Genomic DNA, 18,013 nt, shown 5'->3' with positions numbered 1-18,013 from the left:
TGCCCGACAGTGGCCCGATCGCTTTTCACCCGCTGTTCTTTACCCTTGTGCGGTCTTCTTGGCGCCTTCGTGGGTCCTCTTTCAGTCCCGATCTCGTTGCTCCCTGCGCCTCAGCACGGCTCGCCGAGGTCCGACAGCAGGCCCACCAGGTCGTCGGCGTGCTCCTCCTCCATGGCTAGGATGCCTTCCATCATCCGTCGGGTGGTCGGGTCGTCGTCGCCGAGGTACTGGATGATCTCCCGGTAGCTGTCGATGGCGATGCGCTCGGCGACGAGGTCCTCGCGGATCATGTCGATGAGGGAGTCGCCCTCGACGTACTCGGCGTGGCTGCGGGTGGCGAGGCCTTCCGGCGAGAAGTTGGGCTCGCCACCGAGCTGGACGATGCGCTGGGCGATCTGGTCGGCGTGGGTCTGCTCTTCATTGGCATGTTGCAGGAACTCCGCGGCCACGCCCTCGGCGTGGATGCCCGAGGCGGTGAAGTAGTGGCGCTTGTAGCGCAGCACGCACACGATTTCGGTGGCGAGCGCCTCGTTGAGAATCTGCACCACGGCATCCCGGTCCGCGCGGTAGCCCTCCGTGATCGCCCCGCTCAATGGCCGTCGCCGTGACCCCGTATTGGCCGTTTTCCCCAACTCGCGCCGCTAGCGGGCCCCAGCGCGTTGCAGTTTGCCTTTGAATCCGGCGTCGTCCTTCGTGTGATTCTCGTGCCCCGTACAGAAGCTACTTCAACCAACGCCGGTCCTCGCGCGGTGGGCGGTCGAAGTGGCTACGGTAGGCGCGGGAGAAGCTCGACGCGGACGTGAAGCCGCAGGCGAGGCCGACGCCGAGCACGGTCATGTCGGTCTGCTGGAGAAGCTGCTGGGCACGCTCCAGGCGAAGTCGCTGATAGTAGGCCGAGGGCGTGGTCTCGAGTTGCTCGGCGAACAGGCGCTGGAGCTGGCGCAGGGATATGTCGCATCGGTCGGCGAGCTCGGCCGGCGGCAGCGGTTGCTCCAGGTTGCGTTCCATGAGCTCCACCGCACGCAGGAGTCGGCGGTTGTGAATGCCCAGGCGGGCGGCGAGCGCAATCCGCTGGTGGGCGCGGCGGCTGCGAATGCGCGCGTGGATGAGCTGTTCGGAGACCGCCAGCGCCAGCTCGGCGCCGTGCCGTTGAGCGATGATGTCCAGCATCATGTCCATGGCGGCGGCGCCGCCGGCGCAGGAGAAGCGCCGTTCGTCCATCTCGTAGAGCTCGTCCGACGTCTCGATGTCGGGGAACGCCTCACGGAAGGCCGGCAGGCTTTCCCAGTGCATGGTGACCCGGTGTCCGTGGAGCAGCCCCGCCCGCGCGAGCAGGAAGGCGCCGGTGTCCATGCCGCCGAGCACCGTGCCCGTGGCATCCAGGCGGTTGAGCCAGGTGAGCACCCGTCGGCCGGCGTGGGCTTCGACGTCGAAGGCGGAGCAAACCAGCAGCGTGGGCAGATCGTGGACGTTTTCCATGGCACTGTCCGGCATCAGCCGCATGCCGTTGCTCGCGGCCACGGGCTCGCCGTCCGCGGTGATCGTCTGCCAGCGGAAAAGCGGCTCGCCAGCGCAGCGGTTGGCGATGCGCAGCGGCTCGACGGCCGAGAAGAAGGCCATCATCGAGTAGTCGGGAACCAGAAAGAAGCCGAGCGGTTCGGGGAGTGGGCCGGTGTAGCGGCTGATCATGGCACCGCGATACTGGGTCGATGGCGAGATGTCCCGGGGCCTCCCGGAGGCCGCGCGAAGTGTGCCGCGGCCGGTCTCCCCGAGGCCGGTATCGCCCCGGGGAATGACTGCGCCGGGCTTACTGACTGGCGCGGCGCTGTCCGCCGTTGCGGCGGCGGCCGCCGCCGTCGCGCTTGCCGCCGCCTCGCGGGCCGCCGCGGCGTTGGCTGTCCACGCGTTTGGGCGGTTGAATGTCCTCGGCGATCAGCTCGGGAGGCGCGAGCTCGGCGGGGATCTTCTGGTCGATGTAGGCCTCGATGTCCGGCAGAGAGTAGACGTAACTCTCACAGGCGAAGCTGATGGCGTCGCCCTCGGCGCCGGCCCGTGCGGTGCGGCCGATGCGGTGCACGTAGTCCTCGGCGTCCTGCGGCAGGTCGTAGTTGATGACGTGGGAGACGTCGGGGATGTGCAGCCCGCGCGCGGCCACGTCCGTGGCCACCAGCACCGGCAGATTGCCCTGCTGGAAATCGGTGAGCAGGCGTTCGCGCTTCTTCTGCGGGATATCCCCGGAGAGCACGGCTGCCTTGATATCGTTGCCCAGGAGGTAACCGGTGACCTGATCGGCGGCGCGCTTCGTATTGACGAACACCATCGTGCGGGTGACGTCGTGCTCGCGCAGAACGCCGAGCAGCAGGCCGATCTTGTCACTGTTCTCGACGTGATAGAGCTGCTGTTTGACCTTGTCGGCGGTGATCTGCTCGGGCTCGATCTCCACCGTCTCCGGGTCGTTCATGTGCTCCCAGGCGAGCTCTTTGACCCGCTCGGAAAGCGTCGCCGAGAAGAGCATGTTCTGCCGCCTGTCCGGCGGCGGCATGCGCCGGAGCAGGTAACGGATGTCCGAGATGAATCCCATGTCGAACATCCGGTCGGCCTCGTCGAGGACGGCGACCTCCACGTTCTCGAGGCTGAACACCCGCTGCTTGTAGAAATCGATGATTCGACCGGGTGTGCCGATGAGGATGTCCACGCCCTGTTCGAGCTGCCGGCGCTGCTTGTCGTAGCCGGTGCCGCCGTAGATGCAGGCGAACTCCATCCCGGTGAAGTAGCCGAGCTTCTCGGCATCCTTGTGAATCTGCAGTGCGAGCTCGCGCGTCGGTGCGAGAATCACCGCCCACGGACCGATCTTGCCCTCCTCGATGGGCGTGGTCATGAGGTGGTGCATCGTCGCCAGCAGGAATGCGGCGGACTTGCCGGTTCCGGTCTGCGCCTGGCCGGCGACGTCGCGCTTTTTCAGCGCGAGCGGCAGTGTCGCGGCCTGGATGGGCATGCAGTGGGTGAAGCCCGCTTCCTCGAGGCCGAGGAGGAGGGAGTCGTGCAGTCCGAGGGACTTGAAGGTCGTTTCGCTAAGATGGTCATTGTCCATGGCGCGTGAGGATAACGGATTTCCCCGTCGCTGGGGAGTGACGCGACCGCCGCGGACTGATCGTCGGCGCCGGATTTTTCCGAGCGGCGGGTTGGCGGTACAATTCCGGGCACATTCCGGCCGTTGTCGGCGGCCTCATGGCAATCCGAGGTGACATCTGATGAGCGACGTTCAGGACACCATCCGCCAGCAGGTGGAGGGCAACCCGGTCATTCTCTACATGAAGGGCTCGCCTCAGTTCCCGCAGTGTGGCTTCTCGATGCGTGCGGCACAGGCCCTGGCCGGCTGCGGCGTGGAGTTCGCTTACGTGAACGTGCTCGAGGACGAGAGCATCCGGCAGGGCATCAAGGATTTCGGCAACTGGCCGACCATCCCCCAGCTCTATGTCAACGGCGAGCTCCTCGGCGGCTGCGACATCATTCTCGAGATGTACGAGTCCGGCGAGCTGGAGAAGGCCGTCACCGAGGCTGCTGGCGCCAGTCAGGAGTGATTCCGCCGGCCGGGGCGGGTGATGTCGCCCGTCCCGCCCGTCGTTCGCCCCCGGCCGTGGCTATCGGCGCGCCAGCTCCGAATAGTCGGGAAAACCGTTCAGCTCGTCCCACTGGTTGACCACCGCACAGAACAGGTCGGCGGTCTTCTCGGCATCGTAGATGGCCGAGTGCGCCTCGCGCCCATCCCATTCGGCCCCTGAGGCGCGAACGGCACGGGCCAGCACCGTCTGGCCGAAGGCGAGGCCGCCGAGGGTAGCAGTGTCGAAGCACGAGAACGGGTGGAAAGGGTTGCGCTTGATCCCGACGCGTTCCACCGCGGCATTGAGAAAGCCCAGATCGAACCAGGCGTTGTGGCCGACGAGTACCGCCCGCGTGCAGCCGGTGGCGCGGATCTCGTGGCGCACCGGCTGGAAGATGTGGCGAAGCGATTCCTCTTCGGACTTGGCCATGCGCAACGGATGGTCCGGGTCGATGCCGTTGAGCTCGAGTGATTTCGGGTCGAGGTTCGCGCCCTCGAACGGCTCCACATGCGTGGTGTGGGTTTCGGCCGGATAGAGGCGTCCGTCCTCGCCCGTGCGGAGGATCACCGCGGCGAGCTGAAGCACTGCATCGGTGGCCGCGTTCAGGCCGCCGGTCTCGATATCCACCACCACGGGTAGAAAGGTGCGGAACCGGTTCGCGATGCGGCGCCGTGGATCGGGCTGCTGGTGCTGCTCTTCGGAGGTCACGTCTGGCTGTTTCCTGGGCGATCGGCTAGCCGGAGCATGGTAGGCAGGCGGACGCCCCCGCGCAACAGGTCGGTGGATATCTCCGAACCGGATTGGATCGCTCGAGTCGGTCCACCTGCGTTCATCCGGGGTGTGCTATGCGTGTCATTAAGCGGCAGCAGTGGGTGACGGGCGCTCTCCTCCCATTGCGGCCCCGCCGGTGCGCCGACGGGGCCGCCTTGTGTCATGCCGTGGACCAGCCCACCGTTTCGCCGCCGCGGAAGGGTACGATCACCCCGTTGCCGAACGGCAGCTCCCGGGCGACCGCCGTCGGACCCCGCTGCAGCCTGATGCGCTCTTCATTACGGGGCAGGCCGTAGAAATCCGGGCCGTGGTGGCTCGAGAAGCCTTCCAGTCTGTCCAGTGCCCCCGCTGCATCGAATGCTTCAGCGTAGAGCGCCAGGGCATGGGGCGCGGTGTATATGCCGGCGCAACCGCAGGCGTTTTCCTTGGCACCACGCGGGTGCGGAGCGCTGTCCGTGCCCAGGAAGAACTTCGGGTTGCCGGACGTTGCAGCGGCGATAAGCGCCTCGCGGTCGCGTTCGCGCTTGAGGATGGGCAGGCAGTAGTAGTGTGGCCGGATACCGCCGACAAGCATGTGGTTGCGGTTGAGCAGCAGGTGATGGGCGGTGATGGTCGCCGCGAGCCGTTCCGGGCCCTGTTCGACGAAGCGTACCGCCGCCTCGGTGGTCACGTGCTCGAGTACGACCTTCAGCCGCGGATGGCGCTCGAGCAGCGGCGCGAGCCGTTCCTCGAGGAAGGTGGCTTCGCGGTCGAAAATATCCACGCCCTCGGTGGTGACTTCACCGTGGATGAGTAACGGCATGCCGGCATCGGCCATGGCCGCGAGGGCGTCGTCGCAACGCTCCAGGTCGGTGACGCCGGAATCGGAGTTGGTGGTGGCGCCCGCCGGGTAGAGCTTGACCGCGTGGATATGGCCCGTTGCCGCCGCCGATTCGATATCCCCGGCGCTGGTGTTGTCGGTGAGATAGAGCGTCATCAGCGGTGTGAATCCGCTGCCGGTGGGCACGTGTTCCAGGATACGCTCGCGGTATGCCAGTGCCTGTTCGGCGCTGGTCACCGGCGGCTTCAGGTTGGGCATGATGATCGCGCGGGCGAACTGCTGGGCCGAGTGGGGCACCACGTCGGCGAGGACCTCGCCGTCGCGCAGGTGCAGGTGCCAGTCGTCGGGGCGGGTGAGGGTGATCTCGTCCAAGGTCGACTCCGGAAATCGGGCGCGCGGATGTGCGACCGATTATAGCGGTCTGGGCAAATCTGCGTGGGAGCCGGCAAGGCCAAAGCGGCAAGTGACAAGTGACAAGTCGCAGGTTGCAGGTTGCAGGTTTCGGGCGCGAGCGGCTGCTGTATCCGCGTCCGTGATCCGCGGCGTGGGGAGGGGTATCGAACGCACTGCCATGGATAGACGGGCCGGACGCCGTCGGGAGACGCTGCGAGTACGTCCTTGTAAGCTCGTATGCCGCCGTCCATGGCGGCATACGCTCCCGACGGCGTCCGGCCCGTCTATCCCGGTCCCGCGCGGGTTGACTCCGCGGCGCTATGCGGTCTCTTAACCCTTGTGCTCCGGGGGTCAGTAGGTCGGCTGCACTTGGCAGCCGACATCTCTGCGCCCGGCACGTCGGCCAGCGCAGCGAACGGCTTTCAACTTGTCACTTGATACCTTGCCACTAACCCACTTACGCGGCGCCGGCCGCGCCAGTGGCTTGATTTGTCCGCACGCGCGTTCGATCATGGTCGGCCTTCTCGAGGCTCAGGTTTTCAGGGGCATTTGCGCGATGAGTGACGTCAAAAAGGTCGTGCTCGCCTACTCCGGCGGGCTGGATACCTCCGTGATCCTGCAATGGCTGCGCGACACCTACGACTGCGAGGTGGTGACCTTCACCGCCGACCTAGGTCAGGGCGAGGAGCTGGAGCCGGCCCGCAAGAAGGCCGAGCAGCTCGGCGTGCGCGAGATCTACATCGACGATCTGCGCGAGGAGTTCGTGCGCGACTTCGTCTTCCCCATGTTCCGCGCCAACGCCATCTACGAGGGCGAGTACCTGCTCGGCACCTCCATCGCGCGCCCCCTGATCGCCAAGCGCCAGATCGAGATCGCCCGCGAGACCGGCGCCGACGCCGTCTGCCACGGTGCCACCGGCAAGGGCAACGACCAGGTGCGCTTCGAGCTCGGTTACTACGGCCTGGAGCCGGGCATCAAGGTGATCGCGCCCTGGCGCGAGTGGGACCTCAACTCCCGCGAGAAGCTCCTCGCTTATGCCGAGAGCCACGGTATTCCCATCGAGGGCAAGACCGAGGGCGGCGGTTCGCCATACTCCATGGATGCGAACCTGCTCCACATCTCCTACGAAGGCGGTGTGCTCGAGGACCCGTGGACACCCTGCGAGGAGGAGATGTGGCGCTGGAGCGTCGCCCCGGAGAGCGCGCCGGACGAGGGCACCGAGATCGACATCACCTTCGAGCAGGGTGATCCGGTGGCCATCGACGACGAGCGCCTGAGCCCCGCGGAACTGCTGTCCAGGCTCAACAAGCTGGGCGGCATGAACGGCATCGGCCGCATAGACATCGTCGAGAACCGTTACGTGGGCATGAAGTCCCGCGGCTGCTACGAGACCCCCGGCGGCACCATCCTGCTCAGTGCGCACCGGGCGATCGAGTCCATCACGCTGGATCGCGAGTCCGCGCACCTCAAGGACGAGATCATGCCCAAGTACGCCGAGACCATTTACAACGGCTACTGGTGGAGCCCGGAGCGGCGCGCCATGCAGGCATTGATCGACGAGACCCAGAAGACGGTCAACGGCGTGGTGCGGCTGAAACTCTACAAGGGCAATGTCATCGTCGTCGGCCGCGACTCCGAGAATGACAGCCTCTTCGACGCCAGCATCGCCACCTTCGAGGACGACGCCGGCGCCTACGACCAGAAGGACGCCGAGGGCTTCATCAAGCTCAATGCCCTGCGCCTGCGCGTGGCGGCGAAGCGCGGCCGCTGACGCGATTTCCCGCGCTGTGCGTGGTTTGGCGCCCGGTGCCGTACGAGGCGGCCCGGGCGTCGTGATGCCGGGGCTCTGCCACGCGATTCCAGTCCGGTCGCAATAACAACAACCCGTTGTCCAGTACGCCATGCGTGATGATGCGAGCGAGCCCGGGCGTGTGCCCGGGCACGTCGGTGAGCGCCTGCGCTTCGACAGCTTCGCCCTGGCCCCGAAACAAGGGGAGCAGGCGTGGCGGGAGTTGGTCTACCCGGTCATCGAGGTGGATGCACTGACCCGTGGCGAGCCGGTGGGTGGCAGCGTGGATGCCTGCGCCCTGGGCGATCACGTCATCAGCCTGACACGTTCCGGGGCGCAGCGCGGGCGACGGGACCCGGCATTGATGACGGCGCACCCACTGGATTTCTATATCCTGATGGTGGTGATCGAGGGCAGCGTCACCGGCTGTTACGAAGGCCGGGAGGTGGCACTCGCACCCGGCGATCTGGTCGTCGAGGATATGGATGCACCCCGGACCAACGCGACCCCGGGGAGCACGGTTATCAACTACATCGTGCCCCGTGCGAGACTTGCGGCACTGTGCCCGGATGAGTACCTGCACGGGCGGCTTCTGCCTGCCCGCGCGCCGACTACCCGGCTACTCCGCTCGCATTTGCGGGGCCTGTTACAGACCGCGCCGGCGCTGCCGCCGTGCTCCGTCGACGGCTGGCTCGACGGGGCGAACGCGCTGATCGCCACCGGTCTGGCGCCCGGCCGGGCCGCCCGCGACGACGAACTGCGCGGCCACGTCCAGCAGGCTCTCAAGGCGAGCATCGAGCGCTTCATCGACGAACACGTTACCGACCCGCACCTGACCGTGGCGGCGATCCAGCGCCGCTTCCGCCTTTCCCGCACACACCTCTATCGTCTCTTCCGGCCGGACGGCGGCGTGGCAGCGGCCATCCGGCACCGCCGCGCCCGCTGGGCGGCGGCAGCGCTGCTGGACAAGGGCGGGCGGGGGTACACCTACGAGCTTCGAACCCTTGCCTACGATGCCGGCTTCGATTCCGAGGCCCGCCTGCGACGCGCGTTTCGCGCCCATTTCGGCATGTCCCCCAGCGAGCTTCGCGAGCGGGCGTTGGCGCAACGACCGGCCGACACTGTTTTTGGCCCCTCGGATTTTTACTCGGGCGTCGAGGCCTTCATCCGGGAAGTGGTGTCGGACGCCGGCTAGCCCCGCGCTCGCTCCGCAGTGTCGGTCGCGCCCAGTTGTCGGGCCATATACGCGATTCCGGGGGGCTAACCTACGCGGGGGTGAACCATTCTCTCCGGCCGTGGCGTTACGGTGTGCGCCCACGCGCACACCGTCTTCGGCTCCGGCGGTACCCAGTGTGCGAGGCTGCCGGTGAAACTCGTCCAGGCCTGCTCCTCGGCGGGCTTGACCGACGTTAGCAGCGGCACGCCGCGGCTCATGATCTCGAGCAGCTCGGCGGTGAAGCCCTTGCCCTGGGCTTCCAGGGGGCCGAAGCGGTCGACGATCAGCAGATCGGGCCCTTCATCGAGCCATCGTCGCAATGTGGCAGCAGCGTCCGCCAGGGCCTGGGTATCCAGGGAGCACGCCTGCGACTGCCGCCCGAGACGCTGGGATACCGGGAAACGGCCTGAGCCGTCGATCGTATGCAGTACCCGGCTGCGATTGCCGTCGATATCCGTCTCCCGGGTCTGAATGATGCCTCGTATGCGCCATCCCTGGCGGCCGAGCTGACCGGCCACCGAGCGCAGCAGGGGCGACAGGTCGTCGATGTGGCCGCGGCGTATAGCGGCGGCGGGCACCGTGTTCTCGTTGAATTCTGGCATGGGGACCGACTCGGCTAGCGTGCTCTTGCCCGAGTCTACGGTCGTGGCGTCGGTATGCCTTGATTCATGTCATTTCGCTGATGGTGGCGGAGGGGGCGGGCGGCGGCTTTAGCCGCCCGCCCATTGCTCATGGCTCGGTAACGGTCAATGGCGCCGTCGCCACCGGCGTGCGGTCGGCATCGAGCACGTATCGGACCTCGTAGTCGCCGGGTGCCTGCGGTGCGTCGAGGGTGATCGGGCTGCCTTCACCGGCACGCCGGTGGCGTTTCACCTCATCGGCGCTCGCCGCGGCGGGCACGATGGTGATGTAGTCGGAACGGTGCACGGTGTTTTCCCATGCGATCTCCACGGGGTCACCAGCGGTCGCGCGCTCCGGTGCGGTGAGCCGTACCTGCGGTGCCGTGGCGGTCACTGGCACGCGGGCGAGGGTGCGGCGGCCCTCGTCGAGGACGTAGCGGACTTCGTAGTCGCCGGGCTCGCCGGGCACGCGCAGGGAGGCCGGGCTGCCGCGGCGGGTGCGTCGGTGGTTGCCGACCTCGTCGCCGGGGGCGTCGGCGGGGACGACGGTGATGAAGTCGCTGTCGTGTACCGTGCCCTGCCAGGTGACCTCGATGGTGCTGCCGGCGACGGTCTCGGCCGGGGCGCTGACGCTGACCTCGGGTTCGGTGGCACGAATCGGTGTGCCGGTGAGGGTGCGGCGGCTCTCGTCGAGGACGTAGCGGACTTCGTAGTCGCCGGGCTCGCCGGGCACGCGCAGGGAGGCCGGGCTACCGCGGCGGGCACGTCGGTGGTTGCCGACCTCGTCGCCGGGGGCGCCGGCGGGGACGACGGTGATGAAGTCGCTGTCGTGTACCGTGCCCTGCCAGGTGACCTCGATGGTGCTGCCGGCGACGGTCTCGGCCGGGGCGCTGACGCTGACCTCGGGCTCGGTGGCGCGTATCGGCGTGCGGGCGAGGGTGCGCCGGCCCTCGTCGAGGACGTAGCGGACTTCGTAGTCGCCGGGCTCGCCAGGCACGCGCAGGGAGGCCGGGCTGCCGCGGCGGGCGCGTCGGTGGTTGCCGACCTCGTCGTCGGGGGCGTCGGCGGGGACGACGGTGATGAGGTCGCTGTCGTGTACCGTGCCTTGCCAGCTGACCTCGATGTCGCTACCGGCCGCCGTTTCCTCCGGTGCTTCGATCGTCACCTGGGAGCCTGTTACCTCGATGGGTGTGCGGCCGAGCACCCGCCGGCCTTCGTCGAGGACGTAGCGCACTTCATAGTCGCCCGGCTCACCGGGCACTCGCAGAGTGACCGGGCTTTCCCGGCGCGCCCGGGTATGGTTGCCGATCTCGTTGTCGTCGGCACTGTCCGGGACGACGGTGAGGATGTCGCGGCCACTGACGGTGCGCGACCAGCTCACCTCGATGGCGCTCCCCGCGGCGGCGGTGTCCGGTGCCTGCACGGTCACCGTCGCGTCGCCGACGGTCACCGGCACCCGGGCGAGCGTACGGCGGCCCTCGGCAAGCACGTAGCGGACCTCGTACTCGCCCGCCTCTCCCGGAGCCACCAGCTCGGCCGGGCTGCCCTGACGCGCACGCTGATGATCGTCGATCTCGCTGTCATCGGCCTCGGCGGGCACGATGGTGAGGAAGTCCTGCGGCGCCACCGTGGTGTCGAATTTCACGTCGAACCGGGTGCCCACGGCGACGTGTTCCGGCGCGTCCAGCTCGACGGTTGCGTCCACGATCTCCACAGGCGACTTGCCGAGTACCTTGCGGCGTTCCTCGCTGACGTAGCGGACTTCATAGCCACCCGGCTTGCCCGGGGCACGGAGCATGGCCTGTGGTTCGTCGCCGGCACGTTCATGGTTGCCGACGGTATCGGGTTTCGCATCCGCCGGCACCACGGTGACGTAATCCGCCTCGTTCACCGATGGTTCCCAGCGCACCTGGAAGCGGGTGCCCACGGTGGCGGTCTCGGGTGTCGAGACGGTTACGTCCGGTAGGGGCGCCGGCTCCGGGGCCGCCGCCCGTTCCCGGACCTCGGCGAGGGCGTTGCGCAGCTCGGAGGCGTCGGCGGCGGTGAAGAACTCGCCGCCGGTGGCGTCGGCGAGGCAGCGAAGCTGCGCCTGCTCGGCCTTGTCCGTGACGTCGAAGCCGATGACGTGAGTGGTGAAGTCGATGCCGTTGTGCGCCAGCGCCTCGGCGGCCTCACAAGGATTGCGGCCACAGGTCTCGATGCCGTCGGAGACCAGCACCACCGTCGCTGCCTCCTCGCGATAACGCAGGGCTTCGGCGGCGTGCTCCACGGCGTCGGTGAGCGGTGTCTTGCCCTTGGGGTTGATGGCGTTGATCCGTTCCAGGAACGTCTCCGGCTGTACCGGGCCCACGTCGATGACGGTTTCAATATCGCGGCAGTCGCCCTTGCGGCGATGACCGTAAACGGTCAGCCCGAGGGCGCCGCCATCCGGCCAGTCCGGGATGATATCGGCCAGAACGTCCCGGGCGATGACGATCTTGTTGCGTCCGTCGATTTGCCCCCACATGCTTCCCGAGCCATCCAGCACCACCATCGCGTCTTGGGCGATGACCGGCGCCGTGGTCAAACCGGCGACGAGCCCTGCCGCCAGCGCCAAACCCTTGCGCACACTAATCTTCTCAGAGGTATTGTCATGCGTCAGCCGGTCTGTGCGCCGATGGGGCAAGGCGCGAGGCGCGCGGTGTAGCCGGGCTACATAAGCGGCGAGCAACGCAGCCCCATCGGCGCACAGACCGACCCGAAGGGAGCGCCAGAGCGGCCCGGTGGCGGCGTTGCACTCGCTTGACGTGACCCGGCCACGCCGGCGCGAGCGCGCCTTGCCCCCGAACCGCTCTGGCGCTCTGACACATGACAATACCTCTGAGAAGATTAGTAACCGCATCCTCTACGAATCAGTCGTTGTTGTTGCTGATACAGGAAGGATACCCGAAGTGCCCTTACAGCGACCTAACACACGGGCATCAATCCGCGGCGTCTGCCCGCGCGAGGGGATGGCGTTGCGACGCGGGTGTGGTTCACCCGCGGGCGAGGCTTCGCTCCAGCCCTTCCAGGCAGGCGAGATAGGCCTGCTCGTCGGGCATCCCGCCCTGGCGTTGGGCGTGCCAGAGGGCCTCGGCGAGGCAATCCATCATCCGGTGCTCGGCGTCCATGCGTGAGCCGAGCGCGGCCGCGAGGCGCTGGTGGATGCGCGCGATGCCCCCCGGGCGGTCGGTCATCACCTGCTCACGAATGGCGATGTGCAGGCCCATGTGGAGAAACGGGTTGGTCTCGCCCTCTTCGGGCAGGTAGTCCCGGCCGAGCGCCCGGTCCTCGCTGCGCAGTACGTGGTGGTACTCGGGGTGCTCCGCCACCACCTCGGCGACGAGCTGCTCCATGGGGTCGAGCGCCTCGTTCGCCTCGGCCTTGCGCCAGGCTTCGAGGTAAAAGCGACGGATCTGGTTACGGTCCTGGCCGAAGAACATAAGCAATTGCAGTGTTGAAAGGGCAAAGCTGAAAGAGGAAAGAGGCGAGCCGGGCGCGTTTCCTGACCATGGTACCGCGGCGTGAATCGTCGCGCCTCGGTCAAGAGGCCATCACGGTGGTGCCCATCAGATCGGCACGGGGCCGCCTCTTTGCTCTTTGAACTTTAGTCTTTGAACTATCCCTCCGCGTACGCCTCCTTGTCCGGAAATTCGCACAGATCGAAGATCACGCAAGCGCCGCAGCGGGGCTTGCGGGCCGTGCAGACGTAGCGTCCGTGAAGGATGAGCCAGTGATGGGCGTCCTTGAGGTATTCCTTCGGGATCCAGCGCAGGAGCCTGTCCTCCACCTCGCGGACGTTCTTGCCCTTGGCGAGACCCGTGCGGTTGGCCACGCGGAAGATGTGGGTGTCCACCGCGAGGGTCGGCTGGCCGAAGGCGGTGTTGAGGATGACGTTGGCCGTCTTGCGGCCGACACCCGGTAGCGCTTCCAGGTCCCGGCGGTTGTCGGGGACCTGGCCGCCGTGCCTGTCCACGAGTATGCGGCAGGCGGCGATGATGTTCCTGGCCTTGGAATTGAACAGCCCGATGGTCTTGATGTATTCGCGCAGGCCATCCTCGCCCAGTGCCAGAATGGCTTCCGGTGTATTCGCCACCGGGAAGAGCTTCGCGGTCGCCTTGTTCACGCCCCGGTCGGTGGCCTGTGCGGAAAGCGTCACCGCCACCAGCAGCTCGAAGGGCGTACGGAAGTCGAGCTCGGTGGTGGGTTCTGGATTCTCGGCCCGAAGGCGGCGGAAGATCCCGGCGCGGGTGTCGCGGTTCATGCGCGCGCCCCCGCGTTGGTGGCGGGGGCCGCCGCTGCCGCCTCGCGCCGGCGTGCGAGGCGCGCGTCGATGGTGTTCTTGGCCGCAAGCAGCAGCCCCAGGCCGATGAACGCACCCGGCGGCAGCAGCGCCAGCAGGAAACCGTCGTAGCCCGGGATGACCTCCACGCGCAGGGCCTTCGCCCAGTCACCGAGCAGCAGGTGGGCATTGTGCAGAAGGCTGCCCTGGCCGAGGAGCTCCCGGCCGGCACCGAGCACCACCAGCACGCCGGTGAAGCCGGCGCCCGTGGCCAGGCCGTCCAGCGCGGCCGGGCCAACCGGGTGGCGGGAGGCGAAGGCCTCGGCGCGGCCGAGTATGGCGCAGTTGGTGACGATCAGCGGGATGAAGATGCCCAGGATCAGGTAGAGCTGGTGAAAGTAGGCGTTCATCACCAGGCCGATGACGGTGACGAACGAGGCGATCACCAGGACGTAGACGGGGATGCGAATCTCCGGGCGCACGAGCCGCCGGATGAGCGATACCGTAGTGTTCGAGGCGAGCAGTGTCAGCGTGGTGGCGAGCCCCAGGCCGAGGGCGTTGACCACGGTGGCGCTAACGGCCAGTAGCGGGCACAGGCCCAGCAGCTGGACCAGGCCTGCATTGTTGTGCCACAGGCCGTCGGCGACGATGTCTCGGGAACGTGGCGTGCTCATGAGCGTACTGCGTCGTCCGCGGGGCCGGTGCCCGCCTCCTGTCGGGTGAAGAGTTCGTCACGGTGTGCGCGGAAGTATACCAGCGCGCGGCGCACCGCCTGCACCACCGCGCGTGGTGTGATCGTCGCGCCGGTTATCTGGTCGAAGGCCCCCCCATCCTTGGCCACGGCCCAGTCCTCGGTGGGCGGATCGCCGAGGGAACGGCCGGGGAACTGCTCGGTCCAGTCGGACTTGTCCGCCTCGATGGCGTCGCCGAGCCCCGGCGTCTCCTGGTGCCGGATCACCCGCACGCCGGCTAGGGTGCCGTCGAATCGCACCCCCACGAGCAGGCGGATGGCGCCGTTGTAGCCGTTCGGAGCGATAACGGTGAGCACTGCGGCGACCGGGGCCCCATCCTGCCGTGCCCGGTAGACGGTCAGCGGCTCGTCGCTGCCGAGTGCCTCCGGTGCGATCACGGTGGTCGTGTCCCGGGCGATGTCATTGTCGTAGGCGCTCGCGGGGAGGATGCTCGTGAGTCGCTCGCGGACCGCTGCGTTTTGCTGTGCCTCGATCTCGTCCGCCGTGAAGCGGTGCGTGAACGCCACCATCGCGCCACCGGCCAGGGCGAACGCGGCGAGCAGGCCGGCGGCGACCAGGCTGTGGCGGGTCCACTCGGCGCTCAAGACGGTCCCCCTCCACGTTCACGGCGATGACCGTAGACCCGCGGCCGCGTGTAGGCGTCGATCATGGGGGCCGCCATGTTCATCAGGAGCACGGCGAAGGCGATGCCGTCGGGGTAGCCGCCGTAGGTGCGGATCAGCCATGTAAGTGCGCCGATGCCGGTGCCGTAGATGAGCCGCCCGCGGGGTGTCGTGGCCGCCGAGACCGGGTCGGTGGCGATGAAGAAGGCGCCGAGCATGGTGCCGCCGCTGACCAGGTGGAACCAGGCGCCCGGATGGGTGCTCGGGTCGGCGCTCCAGTGAACGGCGGCCGGGATCACGATGCCGGCGAGTACTCCCACCGGAATACGCCAGCCGATGACCCGTGTGGCGATGAGCCCGAGGCCACCGGCGAGAAACAGCAGGTTCACCCAGCTCCAGCCGCGGCCGCCGAGCACGCCCCAGAGCTCGCCCTGGCGGATCTCCGCCAGGGTGCGGGCGAGGCCCAGCTCGGTCTTGACCTGGTCCAGGGGGGTGGCGGCGGTGATGCCATCGAGCCCGCCGCTGCCGAGGATCACCTGAAGGCTCGTCAGCGGCCCCGGGGCACTGCCTCCCAGGCCGGCGGGCGCTGCCCAGTGCGTCATGATCTGCGGGAAGGCGATGAGCAGGACCACGTAGCCCACCATTGCCGGGTTGAACGGGTTGTAGCCGAGCCCGCCGTAGAGGTGCTTGGCGAAGACCAGCGCGAATGCCGTGCCGACGACGATGAGCCACCAGGGCGCGATGGGAGGGATTGCGACGGCGAGCAGCACGCCGGTGACCACCGCGCTCCAGTCGTTGAGAAACTGCTTGAGCGGTCGTCCACGCAGCCGCAGCATCGCCGCTTCGGTGGCGACCGCGGTGGTGACGCCAAGGAGCAACTGCCAGACGACGCCCATGCCGAAGAAGCCGATCAGCGCGATGATGCCCGGCACCAGGGCATAGAGCACCGCGCGCATGGTGCCGGCGACAGTGGTGGGTGGGCGGAGATGCGGGGAGACGGCCTGGCGCAGCGGCATCAGCGCTCTTCCTCCCCTTCCGTGGACTGGCTGCCGCGATGGCGCTTGCGGCGTTTGGCGAGCGCGGCGGCGATCGCGGCCTTGCGTTCGTCCTGTCCGTTCCCGGGCTTTTCGCCACCTTCGGCCTGGGTGCTTTCGCGGCGCTCGCGCATGGCCGCCTTCTTGCGCTCGCGTCGGCGCCGGCGCTCCTCGGCCTCGCGTTCGAGTCGTGCCTGGCGCGCCTCGTAGCGCTCCCGCGACAGTTCCGCCTGGCGGCGTGCCCGCTCGGCCTCGGCGGCCTCACCCTTGGCGTAGCGGAAGTACTGCACCAGTGGGATATGGCTCGGGCAGACGTAGGCGCAGATGCCGCACTCGATGCAGTCGAAGAGGTCGTGGGCTTCGAGTTGTTCCAGGTCGGTGGCCCGTGCGTGCCAGTAGAGCTGCTGCGGCAGCAGCGAGACCGGGCAGGCATCGGAGCATGCCCCGCAGCGGATGCACGGCATCGCTGGTTGCGGCGGCGGAAAGAGCTCGACGCTGGCCGCTAGCACGCAGTTGGTGGCCTTGATCACCGGGACGTCGTCACGCTCCACGGTGAAGCCCATCATCGGCCCGCCCATGATCAGGCGATCGAGGACCGGGCTGGTGCCGCCGGCTGCTTCCAGAAGATCGGTGAAGGGGGCGCCCAGTGGGGCTTCCAGCACGCGCGGCTCGGTCACCGCGTCGCCGGTGACGGTGACGTAGCGATGGGTGAATGGCCGGCCCTCGTTGACAGCGCGGTGGACCGCCGCTGCGGTACCTACGTTCTGGCAGACGATGCCGAGGCTCGCCGGGATATCGCCGCTGGGAACTTCCTCACCGGTAAGCGTATAGATGAGCTGGCGCTCGCCGCCGGCGGGATACCGGGCGGGCACGGTAACGACTTCGACGTCGTCGCCGGCGGCGTTTTCAGCCGCCGCTTTCGCCTCGGGCATATCGTCCTCGACGGCGAGCAGGATGCGTGCGCCGCCGAGCATGTGCGCCATGACGCGCGCTCCCTCCACGACCGCCCCGGCGCGGGCGCGCAGCAGCATGTCGTCGCAGGTGATCCAGGGCTCGCATTCGGCGCCGTTGACAATCAGCGTGTGGATGTCCCGTTCCAGCGTCGGGTTGAGCTTCACCGCCGTGGGAAAGGCCGCGCCGCCCAGGCCCGCGATCCCGGCGTCACGCACTCGCTGGCGGAGCGCCCGCGTGGAGGCCTCGCGCCAGGGTAGCGCCGGCCAGGCCGGCTCCCACTCGTCGTTGCCGTCGGGCTCGAGCACGATGCATGGCGTCGTCAGTCCGGAGGGGTGCGGTGCGAGGCGATCCTCGACGGCGGTCACGGTGCCCGAGGTGGGCGCGTGAATCGGCGCGCTGACGTAGTCGAGGCAGCGGGTGAGCGCCTGGCCGCCGAGAACGCGTTCCCCGGCTTCGACACAGGCCTTGCCCGCGGCGCCGACGTGCTGGCCCAAGGGCAGTACCAGCGTTCCCGGCAGGGGCAGGGGCATGACTGGTCGGGCGGTGGAAATCTCCTTGTGATTGTCCAGCCGCAGCCCGCCAGGGAAGCGGTGCAGCGCCCTCATGCCCGTCTCGCCTCGGGGCGGTTGTCCGGCAGGGGCCAGTGCCAGGTGGTGAGGTCCGTGTCCACGGTTTCCATATGGATGCAGTCCACCGGGCACGGCTCGATGCAGAGCTCGCAGCCGGTGCACTCGCCACGGATGACGGTGTGCATGAGCTGGGGCGCGCCGACGATGGCGTCCACCGGGCAGGCCTGGATGCACTTGGTGCAGCCGATGCACACGTCCTCGTCGATCCAGGCGACGGTGGGCTCGGTCTTGGCCTCGCCGTTTTCCGGGTTGATGGGTTTGGGCTCGCGGCCCAGCAGCTCGGCGAGCGCTTCCACGCCTGCCTCGCCCCCGGGCGGACACTGGTTGATGTCCGCCTCGTCGCGGGCGATGGCTTCGGCGTAGGGGCGGCACCCCGGAAATCCGCACTGGCCGCACTGCGTCTGCGGGAGGACCGCGTCAATGCGCTCGACGAGGGGGTCCTCGTCGGTCTTGAAGCGAACGGCGGCGAAGCCCAGGGTTCCCCCGAGCACGATTCCCAGACCACCGAGTACCGCGATCGCCTCGATCATT

At 68.0% G+C, this 18,013-nt stretch carries 17 protein-coding genes; 3 read left to right on the top strand and 14 right to left on the bottom strand.

All coding sequences use genetic code 11. The features are described from left to right. Positions 1–110: 110 nt before the first annotated feature. The 3 genes from ACPEES_RS04945 to ACPEES_RS04935 form a co-directional block, all read right to left on the bottom strand. Positions 111–593, bottom strand: coding sequence for a ferritin-like domain-containing protein (locus ACPEES_RS04945; protein ID WP_435101649.1), 483 nt, complete (start codon positions 591–593; stop codon positions 111–113). A gap of 127 nt (positions 594–720) precedes the next feature. Continuing rightward, entirely contained in the window at positions 721–1,689 is a 969-nt protein-coding gene (locus ACPEES_RS04940) for a GlxA family transcriptional regulator (RefSeq protein ID WP_435101647.1), read from the bottom strand. A 118-nt stretch (positions 1,690–1,807) separates the two neighbouring features. Next, positions 1,808–3,091 carry a DEAD/DEAH box helicase gene (locus ACPEES_RS04935; RefSeq protein WP_435101645.1) on the bottom strand — a complete coding sequence of 428 codons (1,284 nt, stop codon included), beginning with the start codon at positions 3,089–3,091 and terminating at the stop codon, positions 1,808–1,810. Positions 3,092–3,251: 160 nt separating this feature from the next. Here ACPEES_RS04935 and grxD point away from each other — a divergent pair, with 160 nt between their 5' ends. Further along, on the top strand, positions 3,252–3,581 hold the full coding sequence (gene grxD / locus ACPEES_RS04930) for a Grx4 family monothiol glutaredoxin (protein WP_435101643.1): 330 nt from the start codon (positions 3,252–3,254) through the stop codon (positions 3,579–3,581). 60 nt (positions 3,582–3,641) lie between these two features. Here the strand turns inward: grxD and rnt are convergent, their stop codons facing one another. Both rnt and pyrC read right to left on the bottom strand, forming a co-directional pair. Continuing rightward, complete coding sequence (gene rnt, locus ACPEES_RS04925) at positions 3,642–4,310, bottom strand: ribonuclease T (RefSeq protein ID WP_435101641.1); 669 nt, start codon at positions 4,308–4,310, stop codon at positions 3,642–3,644. Between the two features lie 223 nt (positions 4,311–4,533). Then, entirely contained in the window at positions 4,534–5,565 is a 1,032-nt protein-coding gene (gene pyrC, locus ACPEES_RS04920; protein ID WP_435101639.1) for a dihydroorotase, read from the bottom strand. 577 nt (positions 5,566–6,142) lie between these two features. Here pyrC and ACPEES_RS04915 point away from each other — a divergent pair. Together ACPEES_RS04915 and ACPEES_RS04910 are read left to right on the top strand one after the other, a co-directional pair. Then, positions 6,143–7,357: an argininosuccinate synthase gene (locus tag ACPEES_RS04915; protein WP_435101637.1), complete on the top strand. Its 1,215-nt coding sequence runs from the start codon at positions 6,143–6,145 to the stop codon at positions 7,355–7,357. Positions 7,358–7,487: 130 nt separating this feature from the next. Further along, positions 7,488–8,570, top strand: coding sequence for a helix-turn-helix domain-containing protein (locus tag ACPEES_RS04910; protein ID WP_435101635.1), 1,083 nt, complete (start codon positions 7,488–7,490; stop codon positions 8,568–8,570). 65 nt (positions 8,571–8,635) lie between these two features. On the opposite strand, the gene ACPEES_RS04905 is transcribed toward ACPEES_RS04910, so the two are convergent. From ACPEES_RS04905 to rsxB, 9 genes are all read right to left on the bottom strand, one after another. Next, positions 8,636–9,193, bottom strand: coding sequence for a DUF2478 domain-containing protein (locus ACPEES_RS04905; RefSeq protein WP_435101633.1), 558 nt, complete (start codon positions 9,191–9,193; stop codon positions 8,636–8,638). 127 nt (positions 9,194–9,320) lie between these two features. Then, the gene (locus ACPEES_RS04900; protein ID WP_435101631.1) at positions 9,321–11,819 is read right to left on the bottom strand and encodes a VWA domain-containing protein; all 2,499 of its coding nucleotides are present in this window, start codon (positions 11,817–11,819) and stop codon (positions 9,321–9,323) included. 406 nt (positions 11,820–12,225) lie between these two features. Further along, positions 12,226–12,672: a DUF1841 family protein gene (locus ACPEES_RS04895; RefSeq protein ID WP_435101629.1), complete on the bottom strand. Its 447-nt coding sequence runs from the start codon at positions 12,670–12,672 to the stop codon at positions 12,226–12,228. 176 nt (positions 12,673–12,848) lie between these two features. Beyond that, entirely contained in the window at positions 12,849–13,493 is a 645-nt protein-coding gene (nth, locus tag ACPEES_RS04890) for an endonuclease III (RefSeq protein WP_435101627.1), read from the bottom strand. After that, positions 13,490–14,185, bottom strand: coding sequence for an electron transport complex subunit E (locus ACPEES_RS04885; protein WP_435101625.1), 696 nt, complete (start codon positions 14,183–14,185; stop codon positions 13,490–13,492). The genes nth and ACPEES_RS04885 overlap by 4 nt, the downstream gene beginning before the upstream one ends. Then, positions 14,182–14,847 carry an electron transport complex subunit RsxG gene (gene rsxG, locus ACPEES_RS04880; RefSeq protein WP_435101623.1) on the bottom strand — a complete coding sequence of 222 codons (666 nt, stop codon included), beginning with the start codon at positions 14,845–14,847 and terminating at the stop codon, positions 14,182–14,184. The genes ACPEES_RS04885 and rsxG overlap by 4 nt, the downstream gene beginning before the upstream one ends. Beyond that, the gene (gene rsxD, locus ACPEES_RS04875; RefSeq protein ID WP_435101621.1) at positions 14,844–15,881 is read right to left on the bottom strand and encodes an electron transport complex subunit RsxD; all 1,038 of its coding nucleotides are present in this window, start codon (positions 15,879–15,881) and stop codon (positions 14,844–14,846) included. The genes rsxG and rsxD overlap by 4 nt, the downstream gene beginning before the upstream one ends. Beyond that, positions 15,881–17,458 (bottom strand): electron transport complex subunit RsxC, encoded by a 1,578-nt coding sequence (rsxC, locus tag ACPEES_RS04870; protein WP_435101619.1) that lies wholly within the window; start codon positions 17,456–17,458, stop codon positions 15,881–15,883. Before rsxC ends, rsxD begins: the two co-directional genes overlap by 1 nt. Beyond that, positions 17,455–18,012 (bottom strand): electron transport complex subunit RsxB, encoded by a 558-nt coding sequence (rsxB, locus tag ACPEES_RS04865; protein WP_435101617.1) that lies wholly within the window; start codon positions 18,010–18,012, stop codon positions 17,455–17,457. The genes rsxC and rsxB overlap by 4 nt, the downstream gene beginning before the upstream one ends. Position 18,013 lies beyond the last annotated feature (1 nt).

The organism is Arhodomonas sp. AD133, assembly GCF_051195215.1.
Classification (GTDB): Bacteria; Pseudomonadota; Gammaproteobacteria; order Nitrococcales; family Nitrococcaceae; genus Arhodomonas.
The sequence above is the reverse complement of the archived record's forward strand: the minus strand, read 5'-3'. Positions and strand labels throughout refer to the sequence as shown.